The 14,252-nt window shown below is 40.5% G+C and carries 18 protein-coding genes; 1 reads left to right on the plus strand and 17 read right to left on the minus strand.

Going from position 1 to position 14,252, the window contains the following annotated elements:
- Positions 1 to 202: 202 nt before the first annotated feature.
- From AAFP11_RS17490 to AAFP11_RS17520, 7 genes are all read right to left on the minus strand, one after another.
- A complete protein-coding gene (locus AAFP11_RS17490) occupies positions 203 to 874 on the minus strand; it encodes a peptidase M15 (RefSeq protein WP_341738227.1) in 672 nt (223 codons plus the stop codon).
- A gap of 28 nt (positions 875 to 902) precedes the next feature.
- A complete protein-coding gene (locus AAFP11_RS17495; RefSeq protein WP_341738228.1) occupies positions 903 to 1,328 on the minus strand; it encodes a nuclear transport factor 2 family protein in 426 nt (141 codons plus the stop codon).
- An 85-nt stretch (positions 1,329 to 1,413) separates the two neighbouring features.
- The gene (locus tag AAFP11_RS17500; RefSeq protein ID WP_341738229.1) at positions 1,414 to 2,919 is read right to left on the minus strand and encodes a hypothetical protein; all 1,506 of its coding nucleotides are present in this window, start codon (positions 2,917 to 2,919) and stop codon (positions 1,414 to 1,416) included.
- Positions 2,919 to 3,686, minus strand: a complete 768-nt coding sequence (locus AAFP11_RS17505; RefSeq protein WP_341738230.1) for a hypothetical protein — start codon at positions 3,684 to 3,686, stop codon at positions 2,919 to 2,921. The genes AAFP11_RS17500 and AAFP11_RS17505 overlap by 1 nt, the downstream gene beginning before the upstream one ends.
- A gap of 14 nt (positions 3,687 to 3,700) precedes the next feature.
- The gene (locus AAFP11_RS17510) at positions 3,701 to 4,369 is read right to left on the minus strand and encodes a glutathione S-transferase (protein WP_341738231.1); all 669 of its coding nucleotides are present in this window, start codon (positions 4,367 to 4,369) and stop codon (positions 3,701 to 3,703) included.
- The gene (locus tag AAFP11_RS17515) at positions 4,353 to 5,300 is read right to left on the minus strand and encodes a rhodanese-related sulfurtransferase (RefSeq protein WP_341738232.1); all 948 of its coding nucleotides are present in this window, start codon (positions 5,298 to 5,300) and stop codon (positions 4,353 to 4,355) included. The genes AAFP11_RS17510 and AAFP11_RS17515 overlap by 17 nt, the downstream gene beginning before the upstream one ends.
- Positions 5,301 to 5,393: 93 nt before the next feature.
- A complete protein-coding gene (locus AAFP11_RS17520; RefSeq protein WP_341738233.1) occupies positions 5,394 to 7,664 on the minus strand; it encodes an ATP-binding protein in 2,271 nt (756 codons plus the stop codon).
- Between the two features lie 272 nt (positions 7,665 to 7,936).
- Here AAFP11_RS17520 and AAFP11_RS17525 point away from each other — a divergent pair, with 272 nt between their 5' ends.
- Positions 7,937 to 8,695 carry a class II glutamine amidotransferase gene (locus AAFP11_RS17525; protein WP_341738234.1) on the plus strand — a complete coding sequence of 253 codons (759 nt, stop codon included), beginning with the start codon at positions 7,937 to 7,939 and terminating at the stop codon, positions 8,693 to 8,695.
- 301 nt (positions 8,696 to 8,996) lie between these two features.
- Here the strand turns inward: AAFP11_RS17525 and AAFP11_RS17530 are convergent, their stop codons facing one another.
- The 10 genes from AAFP11_RS17530 to AAFP11_RS17575 all read right to left on the minus strand — a co-directional run bounded on the left by AAFP11_RS17530 (position 8,997) and on the right by AAFP11_RS17575 (position 14,188).
- Positions 8,997 to 9,281 carry a hypothetical protein gene (locus tag AAFP11_RS17530; protein WP_341738235.1) on the minus strand — a complete coding sequence of 95 codons (285 nt, stop codon included), beginning with the start codon at positions 9,279 to 9,281 and terminating at the stop codon, positions 8,997 to 8,999.
- 93 nt (positions 9,282 to 9,374) lie between these two features.
- Complete coding sequence (locus tag AAFP11_RS17535) at positions 9,375 to 9,719, minus strand: XisI protein (protein WP_341738236.1); 345 nt, start codon at positions 9,717 to 9,719, stop codon at positions 9,375 to 9,377.
- A gap of 36 nt (positions 9,720 to 9,755) precedes the next feature.
- A complete protein-coding gene (locus AAFP11_RS17540) occupies positions 9,756 to 10,238 on the minus strand; it encodes a type II toxin-antitoxin system HicB family antitoxin (protein ID WP_341738237.1) in 483 nt (160 codons plus the stop codon).
- On the minus strand, positions 10,235 to 10,648 hold the full coding sequence (locus tag AAFP11_RS17545) for a hypothetical protein (protein ID WP_341738238.1): 414 nt from the start codon (positions 10,646 to 10,648) through the stop codon (positions 10,235 to 10,237). Before AAFP11_RS17545 ends, AAFP11_RS17540 begins: the two co-directional genes overlap by 4 nt.
- Before the next feature lie 129 nt (positions 10,649 to 10,777).
- Complete coding sequence (locus tag AAFP11_RS17550) at positions 10,778 to 11,167, minus strand: hypothetical protein (RefSeq protein ID WP_341738239.1); 390 nt, start codon at positions 11,165 to 11,167, stop codon at positions 10,778 to 10,780.
- Positions 11,164 to 11,733 carry a hypothetical protein gene (locus tag AAFP11_RS17555; protein ID WP_341738240.1) on the minus strand — a complete coding sequence of 190 codons (570 nt, stop codon included), beginning with the start codon at positions 11,731 to 11,733 and terminating at the stop codon, positions 11,164 to 11,166. Before AAFP11_RS17555 ends, AAFP11_RS17550 begins: the two co-directional genes overlap by 4 nt.
- A 134-nt stretch (positions 11,734 to 11,867) precedes the next feature.
- Positions 11,868 to 12,116, minus strand: a complete 249-nt coding sequence (locus AAFP11_RS17560; RefSeq protein WP_341738241.1) for a DUF4926 domain-containing protein — start codon at positions 12,114 to 12,116, stop codon at positions 11,868 to 11,870.
- 19 nt (positions 12,117 to 12,135) lie between these two features.
- Entirely contained in the window at positions 12,136 to 12,468 is a 333-nt protein-coding gene (locus tag AAFP11_RS17565; protein WP_341738242.1) for a DUF6883 domain-containing protein, read from the minus strand.
- 6 nt (positions 12,469 to 12,474) lie between these two features.
- Complete coding sequence (locus AAFP11_RS17570; protein ID WP_341738243.1) at positions 12,475 to 12,729, minus strand: hypothetical protein; 255 nt, start codon at positions 12,727 to 12,729, stop codon at positions 12,475 to 12,477.
- A 70-nt stretch (positions 12,730 to 12,799) separates the two neighbouring features.
- Positions 12,800 to 14,188, minus strand: a complete 1,389-nt coding sequence (locus AAFP11_RS17575; RefSeq protein WP_341738244.1) for a GTPase domain-containing protein — start codon at positions 14,186 to 14,188, stop codon at positions 12,800 to 12,802.
- Positions 14,189 to 14,252: the final 64 nt, after the last annotated feature.

The raw sequence follows: 14,252 nt of genomic DNA on the forward strand, positions 1-14,252 counted from the left end.
TTATTGAACCGCGAAGACGCGAAGGACACGAAGTAGCTTTGTAGGGTGCGTCGCCGCCGGATATTCAATGGAAATTGCTGATTGTAGAAAGCGACGCACCTTTATCCTTGACTCATCCTGTGAATAAGTTGCCTAACAGCTTGGGCTTCAGCGGACGGACTTGCACTTTGTATCATAACTGATAGCGCCAACATCCGTTCTGCTACAAGCCCTGGTTAGGTGGCTGGTGCAACTGCCGAATAAACTCTTGATAAAACTGCTCATGTGAGCCTGAAAAGTTTTCCATTCCAGTCTTTGTTAAATACCCACTATTCTTTTGAGTATGTGGATTTTTTACATAGCTGTAAATCACTTTTTGACGCTCTGGATTCTCATGCCAGGTAATGTTGAAAGCTGCGTATTTTGGGAAAAAAGTCATTTCTGAATACGCATCAATTCGATCGTGAATCCACCAAGCTAATGCTGTCCAATCTTCTGTCTGATGGTAATAAGGAATAAAAGAAGTCACAACCACACAGGCAGTTGCACCCATATACCCATTCTGATCTCTGACATCCCAGATGTGCCCTGCATAATTATACTCATTACTGGCGCAACTATATTGATTTTGATTTTCCGCACCTATTTTATTGACAGCACTAGCACGGAAAGCCGAACGGACACTGATTCGACCGAGTGCATCTTGAATTGGCTCAAGCACTTTTTCGCACAGATTTTTCCCGGCTTCAATTGCTAAATCTGGATCGTCCGGGATATTGGGAATGCTTTCAATTTGTGATATTTCCGAATACAGAAATTCACGCATAAAAAAGCTCTTTGAAAGTTGGATGCGTCCTAATTCTTCCAGAGATTTTACTGTTTGCGGTTTTCTCATATTTTTAACACAGTTTTTAGAGGACAAATCATGGGCGTTCCCATTTAAACTTACGGTCAGACTCTTGAATTAGCACATCATTAATACTAGCTTCACGTCTTCGCATCAACCCATTTTCGGCAAATTCCCACTGTTCGTTACCATAGGCGCGATACCAGTAGCCAGAATCATCATGCCACTCATATTCAAAGCGCACAGAAATTCGATTGTCTGTAAAACTCCATAGTTCTTTTTTCAAACGATAGTCTAATTCTTTTGCCCATTTGCGTTTTAAGAAAGCCTTGATTTCTGCTCTTCCACTGAAAAATTCGGCACGATTTCGCCACTGTGAATCTTCGGTGTAAGCTAAGGCTACTCGTTCTGGATTGCGGCTATTCCAAGCATCTTCTGCGGCTTGAACTTTAATTTTAGCAGTTTCTAAGGTAAAAGGTGGTAGAGGTGGTTTAGTTTCCATTTGGATTTAGATACAGGATGTTGATTAGTGTATACAATTTGGAGACAAAGCAGAAATCCGACTCAAGAACTTTATTGGCTTTTTATTACATCCAGATTGCTTGAGCAACTGTACTGCGAATTCGCTTTAATGTTGCCTCCCCTATGTCATTCAAAGCTAATAAAGACTTGTCGCTAGCTTCTGCCAATGCAGATACAGTATTATAATTGGCAGCTTTGAGTATATCTATTTTATCCTGTGTGAGTCCATAAGGATATGCGTTAGATTTTTTTAGTTTGCTAATATCTTCATTGAAGATTAGCATCTCGCCATCCTTAAGTAATTCAGGCAATTGCATCTTAAACAATTCACTTGCTTTGTGTAATTCTAAGGACTCATTTCTCTCATTACTTTCATTTAACCACCTACTATAAATTTCGCGAGTCACTCTAGCTCCATGAATCTTTTCTAACAATGTGCATAGATTCAAGCTATATCTTGTTCCTCTTCCTCTCGATTTCATTGCCCGTGAAACATCTCGGATTGAAATAAACCCAGTATATTCCAGTAGTTCTAATGGCTTTGACAGACGTTGTGCAATCTCCATTAAAATAAGTACATCCTGCTTATTATCCTCACCAGCTTCCCGAAATATCAATTCCGCAATATCAGTTGCCGGCTCGATCATTGGTGCATATATACCCAGTTTTGGCTTCAGCTCTTCAATCAATGGCCAATAATAATTACTGGCAATATCTATCAGTGTTTTTGTGAGATTTGCGTAACTAATCTTTTTGCCATCTTTACAGTTTTTAGATAGATGATTCCATGCAAATATAAACCCTCTCATGTTTCCAAGTACAGCCCGTCCCATAAACCCAGCAACGTTTTCTACATTAAGCTCACCAGAGAAAGACTCTTGAGGAATTCCCATAAAAGACCGTTTTTTAATTATCTCAGTAAAGTTAGCATTGTACCCTTCTAGTTCATCATTCCTTGAAACATCGATCACAGTAGCATCATTATATACATCAAACCTTGTTCCAAACTTAGTAACTCCAGGGTAAATAGCAGCTTTGCATGATATTATACTGCTTGATAAAGTCCTAAATATATCGAAAAATTCATGGAGCGGGGCTTCCCGACCAATGTGAGCCGCGTCATCAAATAAAATAACTATTCTTTTCCGAGATGCAATCGATAAACTAGATAATTCTCTTTGAAGTGATGTGATATTTGGCAGAGGATAAAACTCAAAAATATCCGCTGTTTTGATAATTGTTTGATTTACTGCATCAATTATTAGTTGACATAACATTCTTTCATACTTTTCACCTTCACTTCTGAGTAATTCAAGATGACGAAGACTGATGTATATTCCAAATGCAGAGCTTAGAGGGTTTGCAGGATACATTCTTCTCGATGCTTCGATCATCAGCGCACTTTTCCCACTGCCGCGTGGGCCTTTTAGTAACACTGGACCATGAGCAATTAAATTAGAAATAAAACGCTGCTCTTGTTTTGAAAAATAATGCAGTTGTTCAAAGTCTTCAGCCGGACAGTCTTCTGCGGCTAATATCAGGGATGGATTTTCAGAAATAAGATTAACCATTATAAAACTCCAATTTCTTGAATTTCTTTATACGCTGCTATCGCTTCTTGAATATCGAGTTTATTCACTGTATGACTGACTACAGAAACAAATAAGCCAAGGGTAGCGATATTACGAACAGTTTTCTGTATCAGAAGTCTAGTTGTTTCTTGATCAAAGGCTGAACTTAAAGGAATTACCAGTTCATGATGTATTCCTTTTGAAAGCTTAGAGTATAGACTTGAAAAATCGCTTAAAGTTTCATTATAGAATCTTGCAAAATCTTTTTGTCTCAGATCGATTATCCATTCATCCCCACTGACATCTCTAATTGCATCCTGTAGCTCATCAAAGTTAGCAGACCATATTAGTGTCTTATAATAATCTCCAAGCAAAGCTCTAGTAGGGTTTTGCAGTGATTTATCAGCCAAAATATCAGTCACCTTGTCTGCGAAAACATCACCTTGCCAACGTATAGACGACTTATTAGGCTTATCCATTAGACTATCTAGATAATTGGGCTGCTTTTGATATTCCCTAATCAGGAGAACTCTAAAAGGATCGAGCCTCGCAATCAGTGCCGTACATCCCAATTCTAGTATACTTCTTCCTAAAAAAGGGGCAAATAATGAAATTTGGTTAGGAGTTAAGGATTCTAGTCTTATAAGCTCTATAACAACATTATCTATTGACAATGATAAATGACTTAGTACCTCATCAATACCTCCTCTATCAGGGACTAAATTTCCACATAGTAATTTAGCTAATGCAGACTGATTACTTGTCATAACTTGCACTTGAGTTAAGGAAAAACAACGCATTCATTCCCGGATTCCCATTTCGGATATTTCTGCATAATCTGATTGTAAATTTCCGAGTGTAAAAAGTCACTTAACCAAGCCTGCAAATGTGGTAATTGCTGTTGGTTAAACCATCCTAAATCAGTATGAGCAAATTGACGAACAAAAGGGGCGATCGCCCTATCTGCCAAAGCCACACGATTCCCAAACAAATATCTGGTCTCCCTTAACCGTGAGTTGAGTAATTCCAGATATAAATAACCTTCTGTTCGATGAACAATTGCATCAGTATTTTCATAACGATTAGGGTATTTATAACGGTCTAAATCATATTTAAAACCCCGATCGCATTTATCGATTAATTCCAGCATTTGCTCAACAGAACCTTGCTCTGGCGTTAACCATTGTTCACGATCGTGTTGCTCCAGAGCCCAAAACATGATGTCAATACTCTCGTCAAATACCCGTCCATCGCGATCGACTAATACAGGCACTGTACCTTTGGGAGATACATCCAACATTTCCTGGGGTTTGTCGCGCAAGACAACCTCCCGTAACTCACACACCATCCCGCTCACAACTAACGCCAAACGCGCCCGCATAGCATAGGGACAGCGGCGAAAAGAATACAAAATTGGGTAATTTGAAATAGCTTCATCTTGTGCTATCATCGGGTTTTTCCTGAGCATGATAACGCGCACCAATATGTTTTTGGTGGCGACTCTTAGCCAACTCAATCTGACGTTGCCGTTCGGATAAACTTTGTTTCTGTGCTTCCGTTTTTGTACCATAGCAATGAGGACAACTCATCCCTAATACAAATAATTCCGAAGCTCGATCTTCCTGACTAATCGGGTGGCGGCAAGCGCGACAAAGTTCATAGTCACCGGGCTTTAATCCCTGACCAACTGTCACACGTTCATCAAAGACAAAACATTCACCTTCCCAACGACTTTCTGCTTCCGGGACAGTTTCTAAATATTTCAAAATTCCGCCTTCCAGATGATAGACTTCATCAAAACCTACCTGACGTAAAAAAGCAGTAGATTTCTCGCACCGAATCCCACCTGTGCAGAACATGGCTACCTTGGGTTTTTCCCGTAACGCCGTTTCTTTAAGTACCCATTCTGGTAATTCCGAAAAGCTTTTTGTTTTAGGATCGATCGCACCTTTAAAAGTGCCGATCGACACTTCGTAGTCATTACGCACATCAACCACGACAACATCAGGATCATCAAGCAGTTTGTTCCACTCTTCGGGCTTGACATATTGACCAGCCATGTGGTTAGGATTAATATCAGGTACACCCATCGTGACAATTTCCCGCTTCAAGCGTACCTTGAGGCGATAAAACGGTAATTTTTCTGAGTAGGATTCCTTGTGTACCAAATCCGCAAAACGGCTGTCACTTCGCAGGAATGCCAGCACTGCATAGATGCTTTCGGGTGCACCTGCGATCGTCCCATTGATGCCTTCTTGGGCAAGCAGAATAGTACCAACGACTTGATTTGCCTCGCAGCAGGCGAGCAGCGGTGCTCTGAGCTCGGCAAAATCCGATAATTCAACGAACTTATATAATGCAGCGGTTAAGAATTCAGCCATCTATCTTAGTATTTATTGCAACTGAAAAAACAAATCACTCCTACCATCATATCATCCCCGGTCTGTGGTTAGGCGCTCTTTTTTAAACTAAATTTAATTTGACAAATCATTTTGGCGGGTTCTAATATTTTGAGGGAGTACGACCGCAAATTCCGTACCTGCTCCTGGTGTAGAAGTGCAAATCAGATCTCCTTGATGTTTATCTCGGACAATCTGATAAGCTATCGACAATCCTAATCCTGTACCTTTTCCTACAGGTTTTGTGGTAAAAAAGGGATCGAATATCTTAGATATTAAATTTTCTTTTATACCCAACCCATTATCTCTAATTCTGACTATCGCCAAATTTTCCGGGGTCATTTCCGTAGAAATTACAATAGTTGGATTATTGTTAATTTCATCCATTTTTGATTGTTGAACAGCGTCGATCGCATTACTCAAAATATTCATAAAAACTTGGTTTAATAAACCAGGATAACACTCTACTTTTGATAAAATGCCATAGTTTTTAATCACTTCAATTGCAGGTTTTTGCTCAGTCGCTCTCAAACGATGTTGTAAAATCATCAGAGTGCTTTCCAAACCAGAGCGCAGGTCAACTGGTTTCAATTCTGATTCGTCTAGTCGAGAAAAGTTTCGCAAATTCAGCACAATATCTGTGATGCGATTCGTTCCTTCTTGCATGGAATCCATAATTTTTTGTAAGTCCTCTTTCACGAAATCTAAATCGCAAGTTGCTAAAGATTTTTGAATTTCAGCCCCAGGGCTGGGATAGTGTTTTTCGTAGAGACTAATTATTTCTAGTAGTTCTTCAATATATTCTTTAGTACAGGTGATGTTACCATGAATAAAGTTGACTGGATTGTTAATTTCATGGGCAATGCCTGCCACCATTTGCCCTAAACTAGACATTTTTTCAGTTTGGACTAATTGGGATTGAGTTGTTTGAAGGTTGTAAAGAGCTTCCGAAAGTTCTTTGGTGCGTTGTTCTACTCTATTTTCTAATTGTTCATTAGTGGTTTTGAGAGTTATGAAATATTCCCGCAGCCGCTCTGCCATCCTGTTGAAAGAAGTGGCTAAAATTCCTATTTCTGTAATGCTCGATCCAGGCACGTTTTGGTCTAATTCTCCCGCAGCGATCGCTTGGGACGCGGTGACAATCCGAAAGATAGATTGGATAATGCGGCGAGAGGTACAAATCCCCAAGGAAACTGCTACTAACAATGCTCCCGCACACAGCCCAATTGTAGTGCGAGTATTGGCGTTAATTTGTTCTGTAAAGTCAGATTCGGGAACGACAACTACTACTAGCCAGTCTAAACCAAATTTATCCTGCCAAGGTGCTGTACGGACAAATTGGCGACGACCTTTCTCGGTAAATTGTAAGTTATGATTTTCTGTGATTTCCCGAAAACTACCAAAGGTTTTATTCAAATAAGTAGCTGTGGATTTAATTAAAGTTTCGCTACTATTTACAGCATTAATTCTCTCGGCTTTTTTGTTAGTTATTTTAAAAGGATGTTCCTGAGACGAACTCGCTACCAGCATACCGTCGCGCTCTATAATAAAAATTTTACCGGAAGAACTAACTGCTATTTTTCGCAGATAATTGCTGATTTGAGAAAGGCGGATATCAACAACCAAAACACCTTGTAAACTGTTATTATTGTATATGGGATAGCCGGAAGCAATAGATAAAATTTCGGGGAAACCTTCCCAATTAGTAATTTTACTCCAAATCGGTTTTCTCGAACGGATGGCTTGTTTATACACCAGATCGTTCCGAGGCTCGTAATCATATACATACTCCAAATGAATGCGATTTCCTTGCCCATCTGTATGGTAACTGTGAGTTTTACCTTTAGTTTTGGCGGAAAGTTCATCAATAGCTACTTTTCCGGGATCGAGGAAATATCCAGAACCAACATAGTTACCTTTGGCTGAACTGTAGAAGATGTAGCCAACATTAAATACCTGCATTTCTTTCCAAAAAAAATGTCCTACTTTAGGAAAGTTTTGTAAGTCTAATTGTCCTAATTTAATAGCATCGGCATTAATTTGATTGATTTGTTGAGGTGTTGCTAGATAGGTGTCTAGGTGCTGATGGATGCGATCGCTAACTTCGTTGCTGAGTCGATTGGCTAAGTCGTTAATGGCTTTTTGTCCGTTGCGGAATGATAAATATCCGGTTAAGCCTACGGCGGCGAAGATTTGTAGGACAAAGGGAACGATCAGGAGGGTTTGCAGGGATAATTTTCGGTTCGCTGGATTGGAAAAAGGAAGTTTCGTCAAAATTGTGGTCGGTTTTACCATGAGCTGTATATCGGAAGTTTTGCGATCGCAGAAATAGAGGATTATCGCCAACTAACATCATCCTCTATTTAGTCATGATATGCTATTTCTCTCTCTATAGGATTGATTATCCCTAATTTTTATGACTTTTTGAGAAATTCTAGATTCTTGACTACTATAATACTATCATTGTCAGTCCGTAGCGACCAATAGCTGCGACATCAATCAACATCTCCCATAATTACTGTGGAACAGGACTCAACAACCTGTTGTTGACTATCTTTGTGGGAGACATCAATATTCCTAACTTCCTAAAATTAACCGTTATGTGCCAATTACTAGGAATGAACTGTAACGTTCCCACAGATATATGCTTTTCTTTTGAGGGTTTTTCGGCCAGGGGTGGCAAAACTGACATTCATCAAGATGGTTGGGGAATCGCTTTCTTTGAGGGTTTAGGATGCCGCATTTTTATAGATTCTAAACCAGCGATTAGTTCTCCAGTGGCTGATTTAGTGCGTCGCTATCCCATTCATTCAACTAACGTGATTGCTCACATCCGTAAAGCTACTCAAGGTGACATTGTTCTGGAAAATTGCCATCCTTTTGGGCGGGAACTTTGGGGGCGCTATTGGGTGTTTGCTCACAACGGAAATCTGGAAAATTTCAATCCTGAAAGTGCTGGGTTTTACAAGCCTGTGGGTAAAACTGACAGTGAAAAAGCGTTTTGTTTGATATTGGAAAAATTGCGATCGACTTTTCCTGAATATAAGCCTGATTTAACTGAACTTTATCCAGTGCTGAATGAAATTACTAAAAGTTTAGCAGACTACGGAATTTTTAATTATTTACTTTCCGATGGAGAACATTTGTTTGTGCATTGTTCTACCAACCTGCATTATATTGTGAGACAAGCACCTTTTGCTAGCGCCCACTCGATCGATGAGGATGTGACGGTGGATTTTCGGGAATTGACCAACGAGGGCGATCGCGTGGCTGTAATTGCTACTTTGCCACTTACGGATGATGAAAATTGGACGAAGATTCAGCCGGGGGAATTGCTGGTATTTCAGGATGGTTTGCCAATCAATTTTGAGAGATAGCTTGGCGATATCTGATAGGTCTGATTTAGAATAGATAGTCACCAAAACGATCGAATCGCTAGTTTTGAGGTAATAAATAGCACGGTAGCCCGCGCTTTTGCCTTTTTGAATGTCGCTGTTCTTAATTCTGACTTTGAAAATTTCGTACTCCATTCCCGGAATGCGATCGCCCGGAAGTTCCCCCGCTTGAAGTTGTTCGATTACAGGTTCAATGTCGTTGCGAATGTTGCGATCGCGTTTGCCTAAAGTTCGCAAGTCTCTTTGAAATCGAGGGGTGAGTTCAATTGCGATCGGTTTTGGATCAATTGTCATCGATTCCATCCCACAGTTGAGACAAAGGGAGAGTTTTTCCGGTAATTGCCTCATGGAAGCCTTGCTGAATCCCTTCGAGGACTGTTTCAATGGGGTCATCATCGCGATCGATGTCAGTATCTTGACGAATTTCTTGTTGCAGTTCTTGGAAGCGTCCTTTATAGATATCTTCCCATTTATCGGACTGCAAGAATTTGATGAAAGCTAAGACTTCTTGTTGCTGGTCTGGCGATAAGACCTTCACATTTTCCAAAATGGTTTGTTCTACGGTCATAATTATCCCTTTTTTTTGATTGCTATTCTACAATCTAGTAACAATATTATATCAAATGGGTGGCCCAACAGCAATTCCAAGTTTCATAAAAGGCTACGAAGCTACTGCAAAATCTGTGTATTGCCGCATCCCAGGTTCGTGAAATGCTAACACAATATCTTCCTTGGGAACTCCTGCACGCACCAAATCCGTTGCAATTCCATCTTCTGTCCAGTCTTCTTCGATCCAGAATTTGCGATCGCGAATCCGAACATATACAGTCATCCCGGTAATTCGTTCTCCCTTTTGCCAGCCCAGATTCATCCACATATAATGACCGTTTTGTTCGTCGGTAATTAAGAATGTCTCGATGTCTGGTTGAGGACGGCGATTAGACAATTCTACATACTCGGTTAAAATCCGTTTGATTAGCTTGGGATATTCGGTTAGTTTATCCATTCTACTATTTACTCTACTTGTTTGCGATCGACCAATTTATACCTCAACATATTTACATAAAGTTCTAGCTTCAGGAATAGACGAACCAGATTGACGCAACTCTTCTAAATAAACAACTATTGCTGCTTTAATTTCTTGTTCTACTTCCTCGATAGTTGCACCTATTGCTACGCATCCCGGTAAATCTGGAACATAAGCAGAATAATTGCTTTCAGATTTCTGGATCGCAACTGCATAACGTATAATTCTGCTTTGACTATCTGCTTTTGCGTCTGCGAACACAATAAAACCGACAGGGGTTAATTCCCATCTGTCACGAGGCGAATTTGTTTCTACATATCGTTGAACCAAGCCATCAGCAGCCAGTTTTTTTAAGACAACCATCATGTCAGGTTCTCGCGGTACATCGCGACGAGAAAGTGCATTCGCGAGTTCGTACCAACTCCACTTTCCTTGACCTTTAGCTACTAATTCCAGTAGCACTAATTCAAGCTGGGTTAATTGAGTTAGGTTTTTCATAAAAATTCCTCTACGCTTGGATGAAATAAAACGCCGAATCCTTCTTTTAATTTATAATCTTCAAGAGTAGCTGTGTGAGCATTGTTCCAAAGTTCATAAGCATCGTCGGGGTTTGTTGGCTGTCCCGTTGGATAGCCGAGTTTTTTATACCTCAGATACTCGCGCAACTCGTGAGTATAGAAGCGTAAATCAACAGGTTCAGCGACAAGGGTTTCGGTGGCGATATTTCTTAACCTTTCTACCATTCTTAGTTCAGGTTCACCAACTGGATTAAATCTCCGAACATGAGCTTCAACTAAGGCAACGCCTTTATCAGTAATTTTAACATTTTGATAAGATAAGTTGAGAATTTTCCCGCCCGCTTTTGATGGATTGAAGGGTCTGCCACTTGTTGTACCTTTTTTTGTCATTTTATTCGAGTGGCTTTAATTTAGCAGTCACAATCCAAAATACCTCTTTTATCTCTTAGTCTGCGGAGGCAGACTTTGTTTATGTAGTCGCGGTTTCAACCGCCGGGTGGGCTAGTCCTTCAACGAGTGCTATTGATTTACCAGTCCTCGCAGTTCCTTAATGTCGATGTGGATTCCTTGACGTTTCAGATATTGGCTCAAGTTAATCTGGATGAATAAATCTTTGAGTTCTTCAGCAATCTCTGCCGGGGGATTGCCAGATAACGCAGTTGCAATTAGACGTTCTGCTATTCGTAATTCGCCACATTCAATCGCTAAAGATGCTGCGCTGCGGTGAAGCACTGAACGAGTGGGTTCAGCATCAAGGGCGCTAGCGATTAAGGCTGCGGCCTGAGTTTCTTGTTCAAAGGCTTGGCGCGTGAATTGTGCAGCCAACTCCAACGCACCTCTTAAGCGAGCGACTGCCGCTGCTTCGGCTAAATCCATTGCTTGTTTGTGGAGCGATTGAATCTGGCTCATTGGAGTACGGTTCCTTCAGGATTTTGCTTGGCACTAATAATAGAAATCGGTCGGCTGAACTCTACTACAATGATATACGCTGGCAAGCCTTGTGCGTCTGATGTGCGGGTTTGTTCAGTTTTCAGCTTGACTCTAGTATTGATTTGACTTCGATTGCCTTTGCGAATTCCAGAAACCTCTAGCCGAGCCATTCGCTCAAATGGCAGTGTGGTAGATGAATTTTGATTTCCTAACCAATAGTCAAATCCAGTTCCTTTGCGAGAGCGTTCAATGACTGTGAGATTTGTTAATTGGAGAATTAACAGGAATGCGATTCCATAAGCAGCCTGCTCGGTAGTATATTCTTCGTCATTCCAACATCGTCGGGTTTGCTCGGTGACTGGCTGCCAATCTAACTTGAATGTGGCAGAAAATTCTCCCTCAACTTTAAGTGTTACTCCTGGTTGGTGAGCTTCATCGGTTAGACAAATCGCACCTGCTTCTGCGATCGCGGCTCCAAAGGCAGGTGTAATCGCAGGGAGTCCCTGGCTAAGGCTTTGTAAGTTTAAGATTTGAATCTGGCTCAAAGCGGCGTTGCTCTATGGAAACTAGATATTCAATTCTACTCTCAGTTGCGACAATTTGAGTCGATCGCCACTATTTTTCCACGATCGCCTTCCTGGACTTGCGATCGTCATCTCGATTGCACTATTTCCTCTACTTACGCAGCAAAACTATTAACCAGTCTAACTGTAGGTCTATCTGCACTTGTGGGCGATCGCAAATAACTTCCAGGTAGCGTGGCAACTGCTACAGTGTTTCCCAACAGATCGAAGAACTCAACGCTATAACCTGTTTCTAGTCCTTCAACGTGATGCTGTTCGACCACCGTACCGATATCGCCGGGATAAAGTCCTTCTTCGGGAAAGTTGCACAGCAAGATGACATCTGAATAAAGTTGATAGTTCATATTGTCCTCTGTTAACTTTTTAATCGGGAATCAACGTAATCAAACGGGGAAAATCAGTCCCTCTATCTATTTGCCAAACCGTCCTGACAAGAAGTTGTCTGCCAACAGGTGTCGAGAGATAGGCGCTAATTTCATATCGCGTTCCGTATCCTGTGTCCTTAACGACATCAACATCTGCGGACAGGTGAGCATCGCGAATATCCGTTTCTAATTGCTGCCAATTTTCTTGAGAATATCCGCATTGAATTAACAGTTTTGCTTTAGTCCCTCCTCGCTTATGTTCTATATTAAGTAGATAGTCAGTCAACTTTGATGGCTCAATAATTGCGCGATCGCTATTGGCAATTTTCATAAATAGCTAGTTCGATCGATTATCATCGATGCCGTCCCACAGTTGAGACAAAGGGAGAGTTTGTCCGGTAATTGCTTCATGGAAGCCTTGCTGAAGCCCTTCGATGACAGTTTCGATGGGGTCATCATCTCGATCTATGTCAGTGCCTTCTGGTATTAAGACAATAATCCGAACGTGGCTGTAGTTGGCAAGCGCAAGGGGGCGATCGAGAGAAAGTCGCCCTCGATTGTCAATTTTTCCGGTGGTTTCAATTGCTTTCATGGTCTACCTTTGTCTTTATGTTAAAGATATGCAATTCTTGATTCGTAGTCAACTACTGCTTTCACAAGCTTTACTCAATTTCATTTTCCAGATAGTCAAGGATTTTCTCGCAATGTTTTATTATGGTGTTTTTATCAGCCCTAGCCAAATTTATTTTAGATCCTAATAAAGGTTGTATTATAGAAATTTGCTTCTCAATCTGTTCACCTTCATTAGCTGTAAGATATCTACCTCGTCCATAACCATTATTTGATGATCCCCATATAAGAGCAATTGCTTTAACTAAAATAGTTCTCATTTGCTCTACTTCAATGTTGATATTCACAGTATCCTGCTCCTCATAAAAAACAGCAAAGCTACCTAAAGCAGCCCCCACAGATGCTCCTATCTGCGCCCCTGCAATTGCTCCACCTACAATACCTGCCCCGCCACTCAATACACCCACAACTCCTGCTCCAACAACAGCCATTGAAAAAGAGAAGAAACCTGCCGCAACTGCTGCTAATCCAGAACCCATACTGAGGCGATTCATCCAGTTATGATCTGTCTGGAAGTCTAGACCCAACTGCTCTTTTGGAGTAGTGGGATTTTCTGCTGCTACCTTGTATAGATAGGTGATATTATAAATGAATGCAGCAAACGAGCTGTCGATCTTGTCTGCGATTTTTTCCTTTGCTATTTCGCGTTTATGCTCATTATTGAATTCTGCTTTGGGAATAGTCAAAATTGGTTTTCCCTGATACGGTTCAATAATAAAAACAGACAACAAATTACAAGCCTCTTTCCTGATTTCTGACTGTCTCTCATTAAATCGTTTTAAACCTTCAGTAAAACGCGATTTTTCCTCACAATCAAGTATATTTAAAATGCTGTCATAAATTCCCTTTACTTTGACAGGATTATCCCAATGAGCATCAAAAACAATCACATCATTAATTGAATGTTCTCTAAACATATTTTTCCATTGAGCGACTCGATTTTCAACAGATATCTTATCGCTTGCTTCAAGTTGCTTTTTGTATTGATTGATAACAGCTACAACCTTTGAACATTTTTTCTTGATAATTGCAATTTCATCCTTGTAACTATCATCAGGTACAACACTTAGACTAGCTACATATAAAACTAGATCGCTGGATTCTATCGAAGCTATTGCGTTCATATCATAGACCATTTTTTCTTGCCAACTCTGTGGCATCTTGAACTCAGGATTTTCATTCAATGAGTCAAGGTACATCATTACATTAGAGGCATACTGAAATCCCGGAGTATCTATAAATGTTGCTTGGAGACCCTCGAAAAAATAGGATTGCCCTTTTTTTGTAACATTGGCTGAATCTCCAACTTCTCCAATAGAAGTTTTCATCAAAGTTCTAATGAGAGTAGTTTTTCCGGTATTGGTATGACCAACAACAGCAATACTGATGTTTTGTGACCTGACATTTTTTTGTGCTGGCATGGGTAATTTATAGTTGATAGTTTGTAATCGATCGATAACGAGGAACAGGTAATTGCTGCTTAGT

The sequence above is a fragment of the Microcoleus sp. CAWBG640 genome (genome assembly GCF_020883015.1).
Lineage (GTDB): Bacteria > Cyanobacteriota > Cyanobacteriia > Cyanobacteriales > Microcoleaceae > Microcoleus > Microcoleus anatoxicus.

Bases quoted from the DNA above. Each gene is read 5' to 3' on its own strand.
- AAFP11_RS17560 (WP_341738241.1), bottom strand. From the start codon at position 12,116: ATGAACTATCAACTTTATTCAGATGTCATCTTGCTGTGCAACTTTCCC.
- AAFP11_RS17570 (WP_341738243.1), bottom strand. From the start codon at position 12,729: ATGAAAGCAATTGAAACCACCGGAAAAATTGACAATCGAGGGCGACTT.
- AAFP11_RS17540 (WP_341738237.1), bottom strand. From the start codon at position 10,238: ATGAAAAACCTAACTCAATTAACCCAGCTTGAATTAGTGCTACTGGAA.
- AAFP11_RS17515 (WP_341738232.1), bottom strand. From the start codon at position 5,300: ATGGCTGAATTCTTAACCGCTGCATTATATAAGTTCGTTGAATTATCG.
- AAFP11_RS17525 (WP_341738234.1), top strand. From the start codon at position 7,937: ATGAACTGTAACGTTCCCACAGATATATGCTTTTCTTTTGAGGGTTTT.
- AAFP11_RS17495 (WP_341738228.1), bottom strand. From the start codon at position 1,328: ATGGAAACTAAACCACCTCTACCACCTTTTACCTTAGAAACTGCTAAA.
- AAFP11_RS17505 (WP_341738230.1), bottom strand. From the start codon at position 3,686: ATGACAAGTAATCAGTCTGCATTAGCTAAATTACTATGTGGAAATTTA.
- AAFP11_RS17510 (WP_341738231.1), bottom strand. From the start codon at position 4,369: ATGATAGCACAAGATGAAGCTATTTCAAATTACCCAATTTTGTATTCT.
- AAFP11_RS17545 (WP_341738238.1), bottom strand. From the start codon at position 10,648: ATGACAAAAAAAGGTACAACAAGTGGCAGACCCTTCAATCCATCAAAA.
- AAFP11_RS17490 (WP_341738227.1), bottom strand. From the start codon at position 874: ATGAGAAAACCGCAAACAGTAAAATCTCTGGAAGAATTAGGACGCATC.
- AAFP11_RS17530 (WP_341738235.1), bottom strand. From the start codon at position 9,281: ATGACCGTAGAACAAACCATTTTGGAAAATGTGAAGGTCTTATCGCCA.
- AAFP11_RS17550 (WP_341738239.1), bottom strand. From the start codon at position 11,167: ATGAGCCAGATTCAATCGCTCCACAAACAAGCAATGGATTTAGCCGAA.
- AAFP11_RS17535 (WP_341738236.1), bottom strand. From the start codon at position 9,719: ATGGATAAACTAACCGAATATCCCAAGCTAATCAAACGGATTTTAACC.
- AAFP11_RS17575 (WP_341738244.1), bottom strand. From the start codon at position 14,188: ATGCCAGCACAAAAAAATGTCAGGTCACAAAACATCAGTATTGCTGTT.
- AAFP11_RS17500 (WP_341738229.1), bottom strand. From the start codon at position 2,919: ATGGTTAATCTTATTTCTGAAAATCCATCCCTGATATTAGCCGCAGAA.
- AAFP11_RS17565 (WP_341738242.1), bottom strand. From the start codon at position 12,468: ATGAAAATTGCCAATAGCGATCGCGCAATTATTGAGCCATCAAAGTTG.